This is a genomic window from Enterobacter sp. ECC-175 (assembly GCF_043968675.1).
In the GTDB taxonomy this organism is placed as follows: Bacteria; Pseudomonadota; Gammaproteobacteria; order Enterobacterales; family Enterobacteriaceae; genus Enterobacter.
Genome location: NZ_CP143776.1, coordinates 2,196,358 through 2,209,142, shown reverse-complemented (window position 1 = coordinate 2,209,142; position 12,785 = coordinate 2,196,358). Strand labels below are relative to the sequence as shown.

General features: G+C 58.5%; 11 protein-coding genes. 6 read left to right on the top strand and 5 right to left on the bottom strand.

Annotation, left to right across the window (positions count from 1 at the left end; translation table 11 throughout):
• Position 1: 1 nt before the first annotated feature.
• The 3 genes from pqiA to rlmKL are packed head-to-tail and all read right to left on the bottom strand — an operon-like array spanning position 2 to position 5,297.
• Positions 2-1,255 carry a membrane integrity-associated transporter subunit PqiA gene (gene pqiA / locus V1599_RS10340; protein ID WP_395301506.1) on the bottom strand — a complete coding sequence of 418 codons (1,254 nt, stop codon included), beginning with the start codon at positions 1,253-1,255 and terminating at the stop codon, positions 2-4.
• 13 nt (positions 1,256-1,268) lie between these two features.
• Entirely contained in the window at positions 1,269-3,176 is a 1,908-nt protein-coding gene (locus tag V1599_RS10335; RefSeq protein ID WP_395301505.1) for an ABC transporter ATP-binding protein, read from the bottom strand.
• Positions 3,177-3,188: 12 nt separating this feature from the next.
• Positions 3,189-5,297, bottom strand: coding sequence for a bifunctional 23S rRNA (guanine(2069)-N(7))-methyltransferase RlmK/23S rRNA (guanine(2445)-N(2))-methyltransferase RlmL (gene rlmKL / locus V1599_RS10330; RefSeq protein ID WP_297115419.1), 2,109 nt, complete (start codon positions 5,295-5,297; stop codon positions 3,189-3,191).
• 98 nt (positions 5,298-5,395) lie between these two features.
• On the opposite strand from rlmKL, the gene V1599_RS10325 reads away from it, so the two are divergent.
• Positions 5,396-6,505 carry a YcbX family protein gene (locus V1599_RS10325; protein WP_112009234.1) on the top strand — a complete coding sequence of 370 codons (1,110 nt, stop codon included), beginning with the start codon at positions 5,396-5,398 and terminating at the stop codon, positions 6,503-6,505.
• Here the strand turns inward: V1599_RS10325 and zapC are convergent.
• Both zapC and pyrD read right to left on the bottom strand, forming a co-directional pair.
• Positions 6,502-7,044 (bottom strand): cell division protein ZapC, encoded by a 543-nt coding sequence (gene zapC, locus V1599_RS10320; RefSeq protein ID WP_395301504.1) that lies wholly within the window; start codon positions 7,042-7,044, stop codon positions 6,502-6,504. The genes V1599_RS10325 and zapC overlap by 4 nt on opposite strands.
• A gap of 166 nt (positions 7,045-7,210) precedes the next feature.
• Complete coding sequence (gene pyrD / locus V1599_RS10315) at positions 7,211-8,221, bottom strand: quinone-dependent dihydroorotate dehydrogenase (RefSeq protein ID WP_297115417.1); 1,011 nt, start codon at positions 8,219-8,221, stop codon at positions 7,211-7,213.
• Between the two features lie 249 nt (positions 8,222-8,470).
• Here pyrD and ssuE point away from each other — a divergent pair, with 249 nt between their 5' ends.
• Genes ssuE through ssuB form a run of 5 tightly spaced genes read left to right on the top strand, consistent with a single transcriptional unit; the run spans position 8,471 to position 12,712 of the window.
• A complete protein-coding gene (gene ssuE, locus V1599_RS10310) occupies positions 8,471-9,046 on the top strand; it encodes an NADPH-dependent FMN reductase (RefSeq protein WP_395301503.1) in 576 nt (191 codons plus the stop codon).
• Positions 9,039-10,001: a sulfonate ABC transporter substrate-binding protein gene (locus V1599_RS10305; protein ID WP_395301502.1), complete on the top strand. Its 963-nt coding sequence runs from the start codon at positions 9,039-9,041 to the stop codon at positions 9,999-10,001. The genes ssuE and V1599_RS10305 overlap by 8 nt, the downstream gene beginning before the upstream one ends.
• A complete protein-coding gene (gene ssuD, locus V1599_RS10300; RefSeq protein ID WP_395301501.1) occupies positions 9,998-11,143 on the top strand; it encodes an FMNH2-dependent alkanesulfonate monooxygenase in 1,146 nt (381 codons plus the stop codon). Before V1599_RS10305 ends, ssuD begins: the two co-directional genes overlap by 4 nt.
• 10 nt (positions 11,144-11,153) lie before the next feature.
• A complete protein-coding gene (gene ssuC, locus V1599_RS10295; RefSeq protein ID WP_395301500.1) occupies positions 11,154-11,945 on the top strand; it encodes an aliphatic sulfonate ABC transporter permease SsuC in 792 nt (263 codons plus the stop codon).
• Positions 11,942-12,712 (top strand): aliphatic sulfonates ABC transporter ATP-binding protein, encoded by a 771-nt coding sequence (gene ssuB / locus V1599_RS10290; protein WP_395301499.1) that lies wholly within the window; start codon positions 11,942-11,944, stop codon positions 12,710-12,712. The genes ssuC and ssuB overlap by 4 nt, the downstream gene beginning before the upstream one ends.
• The last annotated feature ends 73 nt before the right edge of the window (positions 12,713-12,785 follow it).

Sequence of the window (12,785 nt, the reverse complement as noted above, 5' to 3'; positions counted from 1 at the left end):
CTTACTCTTCCTCATGGCTTGACTCTGGCTCACGATCCCACGATAGACGAGGGTCGAAGGTCATGGCCGCAAACATGGTCATAATGACGACCAACGCAAACATTAATGCACCCATTGCGGGATAAATACTCATCAGTCCCCCCATGCGCACCAGCGCAGAGAGAACGGCAATGACAAACACGTCAATCATGGACCAGCGTCCGACAAATTCGACAACTTCGTAGATAAGATGCATGCGCTCGCTGTCGCGCTTGCCGTGTCCTTTGGCGTCCCAGCAGAGCCAGGCAATCGCAATCATCTTCAGGGTCGGCACCATGATGCTGGCAATGAAAATCACGCCAGCAACGGGATATGACCCCTCGCCCCACAGCAAAATTACCCCGGCCAGGATCGTTGAGGGCATTTTGTCGCCCAGCAGATCGGTGATCATGATGGGCAGAATATTGGCGGGCAAATAGAGCATGATGGAGGTCACCAGCAGCGCCATGGTCCACTGCAGGCTGTTTTTGCGCCGCACGTGGCCTTTTGTCTCACAGCGCGGACACACTTCGGTATCCGCAGGCAGTATCGCCGTACAGCACGAGCAGGAGCGCAGCCCCTGACGAATGCCCGTCACGCCCACTTTAACCGTACGGTTAAGATGCGGCGCAGGCGCGATGTCGTCCCAGGCCCAGCGCCTGTCAACGCACTGAAACGCGCGAAGCTGCAATATGCAGTACAAACACCACGGAATAAAGCTGCTGCCAATGCCCACGTCGCCATAGGCCATCAGCTTGACGAAGCTAACCAGTATTCCGGCCAGGAAGATCTCCGCCATTCCCCAGCTCTTAAGCTGGAAAAGGAATCGCGCGAGCCTGATTTTAAGGGCATCCGGCATTCTCACCCGGTTAACGAGCAGCAGAATGACGATCAGGCAAAACGCGGGAACGATTTGGACAAACAGGAGGAAAAATGTACCGAGGCTGGCGTAATCTTCCGAGAACATCACGCCCGGAATTTCAAGCAGCTTAACCTGGCTGGTCATCCCCCCCACCTTCATATAAATGAAGGGGAAGAGATTAGAGAGCACCAGCATGAACAGGGCGACGATAGCGTAGGCAGTGGGACGCTGCCTCGGCGCATCCCACTCGGTTGTCAGCGTTGTACCACAGCGCGAGCACAACGCCTTTTGTCCGTGACCAAGCTCTGGCAACGCCACGAGCATATCGCATTGCGAGCATAATATATGCCTGTCGGCATGGTGCTGGTCACACATAGTTTATCCCTGGTTATGCGCCGTTTTTCAGTGACTCAAGATACTCCCAGCGCTCAAAAGCCTCTTCCAGGGCTTTTTCAGCCGCGGACAGATCAGCCAATACTTTCTGAGTATAGTCGTGCGATTGCGTAAAGAATGAAGCGTCCGCGACCTGAGCCTGCAGCGCTTCAAGCGCGGCCTCCAGCTCTTCCAGCCGTTGCGGTAACCCTTCCAGCTCGCGCTGCAGGTTATAGCTCATTTTAGCCGATGGCTTTTTAACAGTTTCTGCTTTTGTAACAGCAGGTTCCGGCGCAGCTTTGGATTTCGCCTGTTTTTGCGCCAGATGCTGCGTCTGCTGGCCGCGCGCGTCGTGATAACCGCCAACGTAGCGGCCAATGCGCCCTGCGCCTTCGAAGATCCAGCATTCCGTCACGGTGTTATCCACAAACTGACGATCGTGGCTCACCAGCATCACGGTACCCTGATAGCCGTCAATCAGCTCTTCAAGCAGCTCCAGCGTTTCGACATCCAAATCGTTCGTCGGTTCATCGAGGATCAGCAGGTTGCTTGGCTTCAGGAACAGGCGCGCGAGCAGGAGACGGTTTCGTTCCCCACCGGACAGCGCGCGCACCGGCGTCATCGCCCGCTTAGGATGGAACAGGAAGTCCTGGAGATAGCCCAGAACGTGACGCGGCTTACCGTTCACCATCACTTCCTGCTTACCTTCGGCCAGGTTGTCCATCACCGTTCTGTCCGGGTCCAGCTCCGCGCGGTGCTGGTCGAAGTAAGCGACTTCCAGCTTGGTGCCGCAGTGAATGCGGCCGCTGTCGGCCTGCAGCTGGCCGAGCATCAGCTTGAGCAGCGTGGTTTTGCCGCAGCCGTTCGGGCCAATCAGCGCGATTTTGTCTCCACGCTGAACCTGCGCAGAGAAATCATTCACCAGCACTTTGCCATCAACCTGATAGTTGACGTTTTCCATCTCAAAGACGATTTTTCCTGAGCGGGAGGCTTCTTCAACCTGCATTTTGGCGCTGCCCATCACTTCGCGGCGCTCGCTACGCTCGCGACGCATCGCCTTCAGGGCGCGAACGCGGCCCTCGTTGCGGGTACGGCGGGCTTTGATGCCCTGGCGGATCCATACCTCTTCCTGCGCCAGCTTGCGGTCGAACTCGGCGTTTTGCAGCTCTTCCACGCGCAGGTTTTCTTCTTTCTCCAGCAGGTAGGTGTCGTAATCGCCCGGATAGGTCACCAGCTTGCCGCGATCGAGATCGACAATGCGGGTTGCCATATTGCGAATAAACGAACGGTCATGGGAGATAAAGATAATGGTGCCGCTAAAGGTTTTCAGGAACCCTTCCAGCCAGTCAATCGCTTCGATATCGAGGTGGTTCGTTGGCTCGTCCAGCAGCAGCACCTTCGGCCCGCTGACCAGCGCACGGCCCAGCGCCGCTTTACGCAGCCAGCCGCCGGACAGCGCCGACAGCTCCATATCCGCCTCCAGGCCAAGCTGATCCAATACCTCGGTGATACGGCTTTCCAGCTGCCACAGGCCATGGTGGTCCAGCAGCTCCTGCAGGCGCGCCATCTCGTTCAGGTTTTTGTCGCTCGGGTCGGTCATCACCAGATGCGAAATTTCGTGGTAGCGCTTCAGGTATTCAGCCTGCTCGGAGATGCCCTCAGCCACAAAATCGTAGACGCTTCCCGTCACGTTACGCGGCGGGTCCTGCTGCAGGCGAGAGACGATCAAATCCTGTTCGTAGACAATGCGGCCGTCGTCCAGCCCCTGCTCGCGGTTGAGGATTTTCATCAGCGTGGATTTGCCCGCGCCGTTACGGCCTACCAGACAAACGCGCTCGTTATCTTCGATGTGCAGCTCTGCGTTATCGAGAAGCGGCGAGTCGCTGAAGGAGAGCCACGCGCCGTGCATACTAATTAATGACATTTATTTTTCCTTTCAGACCGCGGTGATTAACCAGCAGTTGTGGATCTGACGGTTACGGGCGAAGTCCTGAGACAGCGTTTTTTGGCTGATTTCTTGTGCTTTCAGCCCCAGAGCCGCCAGGCCGTCGTGATCCATGCGGAATCCGCGTTTGTTGTTCGAGAACATAATCGTGCCGCCCTTGCGCAGAAGGCGCTTGAGGTCGGTCATCAGGCGCAGGTGATCGCGTTGAACGTCAAAGCTATCCTCCATGCGCTTGGAGTTGGAGAACGTCGGCGGATCGATGAAGATCAGGTCGAACTGCTCGTCGGTTTCGCGAAGCCAGCCCAGCACGTCGGCCTGCATCAGGCGATGCTGGCGTCCGGTTAAGCCGTTCAGACGCAGGTTACGCTCGGCCCACTCCAGATAGGTGCGGGACATGTCCACCGTGGTGGTGCTGCGCGCGCCGCCCAGGCCCGCATGAACGCTGGCGCTGCCGGTGTAGGAGAACAGGTTCAGGAAGTCTTTACCCTTGCTCATCTGGCCCAGCATGCGGCGGGCAATGCGGTGGTCGAGGAAAAGGCCGGTATCAAGGTAGTCGGTCAGGTTGACCCACAGGCGCGCGTTGTATTCACCCACTTCGATGAAATCGCCCTTCTCGCCCATCTTCTGATACTGATTTTTCCCTTTCTGGCGCTCGCGGGTTTTCAGCACCAGCCTGTTCGGCGCAATGCCGAGCACGCCGATGGTTGCAGCGATCACGTCCAGCATGCGCTGGCGGGCCTTTTGTGCATCAACCGTTTTCGGCGGCGCGTACTCTTGCACCACCACCCAGTCGCCGTAGCGGTCAACCGCAACGTTATATTCCGGCAGATCGGCATCGTACAGGCGATAGCATTCAATGCCTTCCTGCTTCGCCCATTTTTCGAATTTCTTCAGATTTTTGCGCAGACGGTTGGCGTAGTCTTCCGCTACGCCGGACGGCTTACTGTCCGCCGCTTTCTCGGCCAGATGGTAGTTTTTCTGCACGCAGTCCAGCGGGCCGTTTTTCGCCTTAAACTGGCGGTCGGCGCGCAGCTGTAGGCAGCTCAGCAGCTCTGGCGACGCGCTGAACAGGGAGAGGTTCCAGCCGCCAAAGTGGTCTTTCATGTTGCGGCCCAGCAGGCTGTGCAGCGCAATCAGCGCAGGTTCGCTGTCCAGACGCTCGCCGTACGGCGGGTTGCTGACCACGGTGCCGTACGGGCCTTTTGGCAGCGGATTGGTTAACGTTGCGACGTCTTTTACTTCGAAGGTAATGAGCTCACCGATACCGGCACGGCGGGCGTTGCTGCGGGCGCGCTCAATCACGCGCGGGTCGCTGTCGGAGCCGTAGAAACGGGACGTGTACTCCGCCAGACCTTTGCGCGCGCGGGCCTGCGCTTCGGCTTTCACCTCCTGCCAGATAGCCTCGTCGTGCTGCGCCCAGCCGCTAAAGCCCCAGTGGCCGCGATGCAGCCCCGGCGCGCGATCGGTCGCCAGCATGGCCGCTTCAATCAGCAGCGTACCGGAACCGCACATCGGGTCCAGCAGCGGCGTTCCCGGCTGCCAGCCTGAGCGCATCACAATGGCTGCGGCAAGAGGCTCTTTAATCGGCGCGATGCCCGTGCGATCGCGGTAGCCGCGCAGGTGCAGACCGTGGCCGCTCAGATCCAGAGAAATGCTGGCAGTGTCGCCGTTCAGCCAGACGTTGATGCGCAGATCGGGATTTTCGCGGTCAACGTTCGGGCGCTCTTTATTTTTACGGGTAAAGCAGTCAACGATGGCGTCTTTGACGCGCAGCGCGCCGTACTGGCTGTTGCGGATCTCATCGTTCACGCCGTTGAAATGCACGGCGAAGGTGCCGCCCGGCGTGAAGATCTCTGTCCAGTCGATCATCTGTACGCCGGTGTAGAGGTCAAGATCGCTGTAGACCTTGCACTCCTTCATCGGAAGCATGATGCGCGACGCCAGGCGGCTCCACATCAGGCTCTGGTAAATAAGCCGCGTGTCGCCCTCGAAATGGACACCACCCTGAACCACCTGGCAGGCTTGCGCGCCCAGGGCTTCCAGTTCAGTTTTTAACAGCTCTTCCAGCCCACGGGCCGTACTGGCAAACAGAGAATTCATATCGTCACTTTTACTCTTAGAAAATTGTCGCGCATTATAGCTAATATGGCGTGTATGTCATAAAGTTGAAGGCTTATTTTCATTTGTGGGAGTGTGCAGTGGCGACGTTATCCAGGCTTTTTATCCATCCGGTGAAATCCATGCGCGGCATTGGCGTTTCTCACGCGCTTGCCGACATGAGCGGATTTGCCTTCGATCGTATTTTTATGGTCACCGAGCCTGACGGCACGTTTATCACAGCAAGACAGTTCCCGCAAATGGTTCGCTTTACCCCTTCCCCGCTGCATGATGGGCTGCACCTGACCGCACCGGACGGCTCCAGCGCGGTCGTGCGCTTCAGCGATTTTGCGCCCGTGGATGCGCCAACGGAAGTGTGGGGCAATCATTTTACCGCGCGCATCGCCCCTGACGACGTTAACCGCTGGCTGAGCGGCTTTTTTGCCCGCGACGTTCAGCTGCGCTGGGTCGGCCCGGAGCTAACGCGCCGCGTTAAGCGACATGATGCCGTTCCGCTCTCCTTCGCCGACGGCTTCCCGTTCCTGCTCACCAGCGAAGCGTCCCTGCGCGATCTGCAAAACCGCTGCAAGGCCAGCGTGAAGATGGAGCAGTTCCGTCCTAACCTGGTGGTGACGGGCGCAGACGCCTGGGATGAGGACACCTGGAAAGTCATTCGAATCGGCAGCGTGATTTTTGACGTGGTGAAGCCGTGCAGCCGCTGCATTTTCACCACCGTGAGCCCGGAGAAAGGCCAAAAGCACCCTTCCGGCGAGCCGCTAAAAACCCTGCAGTCCTTCCGCACCGCGCAGGATAACGGCGACGTGGATTTCGGCCAAAACCTCATCCCCCGCTCAAGCGGCGTGATCCGCGTGGGCGATGACGTCGAGATCCTCGCCCGCGGCCCTGCCAGAGCGTACGGATCCGGTCAGGAAGAGGAGTTCGTCGATCTCGAAACGGCGCCAGCGTCGAGCGTGGACATTCACTGGGAAGGCAAAGTCATCAAGGGGAACAACCAGCAGGTGCTGCTTGAGCAGCTTGAACAGGCGGGAATACGCGTTCCCTATTCCTGCCGCGCGGGGATTTGCGGATGCTGTCGAATTAAACTGATTGAAGGCGAAGTCACCGGGCTGAAAAAATCGGCGATTGGGGAAGACGGTACGATCCTGTGCTGCAGCTGCGTTCCCGTCACGTCGGTACAGCTGGAAGCTTAAACCGCCTGCTCGAGGCTGAATGCATCAACGCGAAGCTGAGGCTTCAGCCTGTCGTTCATCACTTTAATCGCATCGCCAAGCTGCATCATTCGCCCGGCGATCGTCACGCCGGGCTGGGCCAGCAGGCAAAGCGCCGCGTTTTCACCGGGCTCAACCACCAGCAGGTTCACCTCTTCCGCGGTATCGCTTAAATTCACGCTTGCTGCATCCCCCGTTGTCGGTGACCAGTTCACGCCGTGCGCGAGAAAGTGCCAGCTTTTTGGCATCTGTGGCTTGAGGAAACGGATGGCGACCAGGGCATTTAACACCAGCTCGGCGCGCTGTTCTTTTGAAAGGACGAGGTCACGGCATTTCTCTTCAAAGGAGAAATAAAGAGCGGCATCCTCAACGCAGAATCCCGAAGGGGAGAAAGCATCGGGGGTCAACATGCGGCGTGGAAAACGAGAACGAAACAGCATGCCATTGGCTAAATCGAGCATCATTCGATCGTGCTCGTCGCAAAAATACCAGCGCCAGTTATCGTCAGGTTTAATACGCATGTTTCTCTCCCGTCCCCGGAACGTCCTGTTCTAAAAATGTCCTGATTGCCGCTTCGTTTATTACCACATTAATAAAAGACTATAATGTCTAAATAAGCAACAGTGACGGAATATAAAACAACCAGGGCCGGAAATAAAGCCCTGGTTGTCTGATTCAGAGAAAAGATTAGATATGCGTAACGATTTCTTTAATCAGCGGAGGTCCTTTAAAAATAAAGCCGGAATAAATTTGGACCAGCGATGCCCCCGCCGCCATCTTCTCGCGCGCGGCGATGACGGAGTCGATTCCCCCTACGCCGATAATCGGGAGACGACCGTTTAATTCGGCCGACAGGGCACGAATAATTTCGGTACTTTTTAATTGCACCGGACGACCGCTTAAACCACCCGCTTCGTCACAGTGTTTCATTCCCTGCACGAGGGAGCGATCGAGCGTCGTATTGGTGGCAATAACGCCATCAATATTATGGCGAACTAAACTGTCGGCCACCTGGATCAATTCTTCAACGGAAAGATCCGGGGCGATCTTAACCGCTACCGGAACATATTTATGGTGGATCGCCTGAAGTTCATTTTGCTTATTTTTAATCCCGCTCAGAAGATCGTCCAATGCTTCACCATATTGCAAGGAGCGCAGGCCCGGGGTATTCGGCGATGAAATATTTATCGCAATATAACCGGCGTAGGCATAGACTTTTTCCATACAAATCAGATAGTCATCTTTACCCTGCTCAACTGGCGTGTCTTTATTCTTGCCAATATTGATGCCTAATACGCCATCGTAATGGGATTTTTTTACGTTCTCGACCAGGCGATCGACGCCGAGGTTATTGAAGCCCATGCGGTTGATCAGCCCTTCGGCCTCGACCAGCCGGAACAGGCGCGGCTTGTCGTTGCCAGGCTGAGGGCGCGGCGTCACCGTCCCGATTTCGATAGAGCCAAACCCCATCGCGCCCAGCGCATCAATACATTCACCGTTCTTATCAAGGCCAGCCGCGAGGCCCAGCGGATTTTTAAAGGTCAGACCCATGCACTGCACCGGTTTCTCCGGCACGTTTTGACGCACCAGCGCCGCCAGCGGCGTTCCGGTAATGCGGCGTAATTGCTGAAATGTCAATTCATGGGCGCGCTCTGGATCGAGCTGGAAAAGGGCTTTACGAACGAAGGGGTAGTACATGAACTCTCCTGGATTCCCGGTGTGCAAACCGGGAGGGGATTATCAGCGATCCGACGCGGAAAGGGAATTGACCTGTGGCAAAAAAAGCGGGTTAAAACGCAAACGTTTACCTTTCAGCACATTTCTTATGCGGTTTATGGCATTTATTTTGCGGATAAATCATTTAGCGGAGAACGCCCGCGATGTCACACTCCTGAAAATTGTTATCAATGTTAGATAAAAGCAAACAATTAGTTATAAGGAGCCTGCATGCGCGTTATCACCCTGGCCGGAAGTCCCCGATTTCCCTCTCGTTCCAGTTCGCTGCTGGAATACGCCCGCGAAAAGCTCAATGCGCTAAACGTGGAGGTGTGCCACTGGAATCTGCACAACTTCGAGCCTGAGGATCTGCTGTACGCCCGTTTTGATAGCCCCGCGCTGAAGACGTTCATCGAGCAGCTGCACGGTGCGGACGGATTAATCGTCGCGACGCCGGTGTATAAAGCCTCGTTTTCTGGCGCGCTGAAAACCCTGCTCGACCTGCTGCCCGAACGCGCGCTGGACGGCAAAGTTGTCCTGCCGCTGGCGACCGGAGGCACCCTCGCCCACCTTTTGGCGGTGGACTACGCCCTCAAGCCGGTGCTCAGCGCGCTGAAAGCGCAGGAGATCCTGCACGGCGTCTTTGCTGACGATTCGCAGGTTATCGATTATCAGCACAGGCCGCACTTCACGCCGAACCTGCAAACCCGCCTCGATAGCGCGCTGGAAACGTTCTGGCAGGCCCTGCACCGCCGCGATGCCACGGTGCCTGCATTCAAGCAGCTGCAAGGAGTCGCCCATGTTTAAAACGTTAACCCGAATCGGACTCGCAGGCCTGCTGGCGATCTCGTCTCTGGCGAATGCGGCCGACGCGGCGCCCGACAGCCTGCGCATCGGCTATCAGAAAGGCAGCGTCAGCATGGTGCTGGCAAAAAATCACCAGCTTCTGGAAAAGCGTTTTCCTGAAACGAAATTCTCCTGGATAGAGTTCCCGGCCGGGCCGCAAATGCTTGAAGCGCTCAATGTCGGCAGTATCGATCTTGGCAGCACCGGCGATATTCCGCCGATCTTTGCGCAGGCAGCGGGCGCGGATCTGGTTTACGTTGGCGTTGAGCCTGCCAAGCCCAAGGCGGAAGTGATCCTGGTTCCAGAGAACAGCGACATTAAGCGCGTCGCCGACCTTAAGGGCCATAAGGTCGCATTCCAGAAAGGTTCCAGCTCGCACAACCTGCTGCTGCGCGCCCTGCAGGAGGCCGGGCTTAAGTTTACCGACATTCAGCCCGTTTACCTGACGCCCGCCGACGCCCGCGCCGCGTTCCAGCAAAAGAACGTTGATGCCTGGGCCATTTGGGACCCGTACTACTCCGCCGCGCTGCTGCAGGGCGGCGTGCGCGTGCTCAAAGACGGCACCACGCTGAAGCAGACCGGTTCGTTCTACCTCGCCGCACGTCCGTATGCGGAAAAGAACGGCACCTTTATTCATGGCGTGCTGGATACCTTTACCGAGGCCGATGCGCTGACGCAAACCCAGCGCCGGGCGAGCATTGCCCTGCTGGCAAAAACCATGGGCTTGCCTGAACCGGTGATTGCGAGCTACCTCGACCATCGGCCGCCCACCACCATTTCCCCCGTGGACGCGCGCGTCGCCGCGCTTCAGCAGCATACCGCCGACCTCTTTTATCAAAACCACCTGGTGCCAAAACAGGTCAATATTCGCGAACGCATCTGGCAGCCTGCCGGCAAAGAAGGAACCAAATCATGAGTCTGAATCTTTTATGGTTTTTACCTACTCACGGTGACGGCCACTATCTGGGTACCGAAGAAGGGTCTCGTCCCGTTGACCATGGCTACCTGCAGCAAATTGCGCAGGCGGCAGACCGCATCGGCTTTACCGGCGTGCTGATCCCGACCGGACGCTCCTGCGAGGACGCCTGGCTGGTCGCAGCCTCGATGATCCCGGTCACCCAGCGGCTGAAGTTTCTCGTCGCGCTGCGCCCAAGCGTCGTTTCCCCGACGGTGGCCGCGCGCCAGGCCGCCACGCTGGATCGGCTGTCTAACGGACGCGCGCTGTTTAACCTGGTGACCGGCAGCGATCCGCAGGAGCTGGCGGGCGACGGCGTGTTCCTCGATCATACCGAGCGCTACGAGGCGTCCGCCGAATTTACCCGCGTCTGGCGCCGCCTGCTTGAGGGCGAGACCGTGACGTTCGAGGGCAAACACGTCCACGTTCGCGATGCGAAGCTCTACTTCCGGCCGGTGCAGCAGCCGCGTCCGCCGCTCTATTTTGGCGGTTCGTCGGACGTCGCGCAGGATCTGGCGGCCGAGCAGGTCGACCTCTACCTAACGTGGGGCGAGCCGCCGCACCTGGTGAAGGAGAAAATTGAACAGGTCCGTGCCAAAGCGGCAGCGCATGGCCGCAGGGTCCGCTTCGGCATTCGCCTGCACGTGATTGTGCGCGAAACTAATGAGGAGGCCTGGCAGGCCGCGGACCGGCTGATTTCACATCTCGATGATGCCACCATAGCCAAGGCCCAGGCGGCGTTTGCCAAAACCGACTCCGTGGGGCAGCACCGGATGGCGTCGCTGCACAACGGCAAGCGCGAGGATCTGGAGATCGGCCCCAACCTGTGGGCGGGCGTTGGCCTGGTGCGCGGCGGCGCGGGAACGGCGCTGGTGGGCGATGGCCCAACCGTGGCGGCGCGTATCAACGAGTACGCGGAGCTGGGCATCGATAGCTTTATTCTCTCCGGCTATCCGCATCTTGAAGAGGCCTACAGGGTAGGCGAGCTGTTATTCCCGCATCTGGATGTCGCCATCCCGGAGATACCGCAGCCGCAGCGGCTTCAGCTTCAGGGCGAAGCAATTGCAAACGAGTTTATCCCGCGAAAAGCGGCGCAAAGCTAAGGAGACAACCATGTCTGCCACCGCACAAAAATGGCTGCTGCGCGCCGCCCCCTGGTTTCTCCCCGTCGGCATTGTCGCCTTCTGGCAGCTGGCGTCCTCGGTCGGCTGGCTCTCCAGCCGCATACTGCCCTCACCCGAGGGCGTTGTCGAAGCCTTCTGGTCGCTGAGCGTGAGCGGCGAGCTGTGGCAGCACCTGGCGATCAGCTCCTGGCGCGCGGCGATTGGCTTTTCGATTGGGGGCAGCATCGGCCTGGCGCTGGGGCTGATTAGCGGCCTGTCGCGCTGGGGAGAGCGCCTGCTGGACACGTCCGTTCAGATGCTGCGCAACGTGCCGCATCTGGCGCTGATCCCACTGGTTATCCTGTGGTTCGGCATTGATGAGAGCGCCAGGATCTTCCTCGTGGCGCTGGGGACGCTGTTCCCGATTTACATCAATACCTGGCACGGCATTCGCAGCATCGATCGCGGGCTGGTGGAGATGGCGCGCAGCTACGGGCTCTCCGGCTTCGCGCTGTTTATCCACGTGATCCTGCCGGGTGCCCTGCCCTCCATTATGGTCGGCGTGCGCTTTGCGCTGGGCCTGATGTGGCTGACGCTGATCGTTGCTGAAACCATTTCGGCTAACTCCGGCATCGGCTATCTGGCGATGAACGCCCGCGAGTTCCTGCAAACGGACGTGGTGGTGGTTGCCATCATTCTTTACGCCCTGCTCGGCAAGCTTGCCGACGTCAGCGCCCAGTGGCTGGAGCGCACCTGGCTGCGCTGGAACCCGGCCTATACCGCTCAGGAGGTAAAAGCATGAATACGGCTCGACTGAACCAGGGTACGCCGCTGCTGCTTAACGGCGTAACCAAACGCTACGGCGATAACACAATTCTTAACGCGCTGGATCTTCACATTCCCGCCGGACAGTTCGTGGCCGTGGTGGGCCGCAGCGGCGGCGGAAAAAGCACGCTGCTGCGGCTTTTGGCGGGGCTGGAAGCGCCGAACGGCGGTGAAATTCTCGCAGGCACGACGCCCCTGGCGAACATTCAGGACGATACGCGGATGATGTTTCAGGACGCGCGCCTGCTGCCGTGGAAATCGGTCATTGATAACGTCGGCCTGGGGCTAAAGGGAAGCTGGCGCGATAACGCGCGTCATGCGCTGGCCGCCGTCGGGCTGGAAAACCGTGCCGCAGAGTGGCCAGCCGCGCTGTCCGGCGGTCAAAAGCAGCGCGTGGCGCTGGCAAGGGCGCTGATCCATCGCCCCGGCCTGCTGCTGCTCGATGAACCGCTCGGCGCGCTGGATGCCCTGACGCGCATTGAAATGCAGGAGCTGATCGTTTCGCTGTGGCAGACCCACGGCTTTACGGTCATTCTGGTCACGCACGACGTCAGCGAAGCCGTCGCGATGGCCGACCGCGTGCTGCTCATAGAAGAAGGACGAATTGGGCTGGATCTGACGGTGGATATTCCGCGTCCGCGCCGCGTGGGCTCTGCCAGGCTAGCGGAGCTGGAGGCGCAGGTGCTGGTTCGGGTGATGAAGCGCGGGGAAACGGAGTTAAGGCGGGCGAAGGCTAATGCCTGATGCCCTCACCCCGGCCCTCTCCCGCAGGGAGAGGGAGAAAACACTAAAAACGGCAACCGAGGTTGCCGTTTTG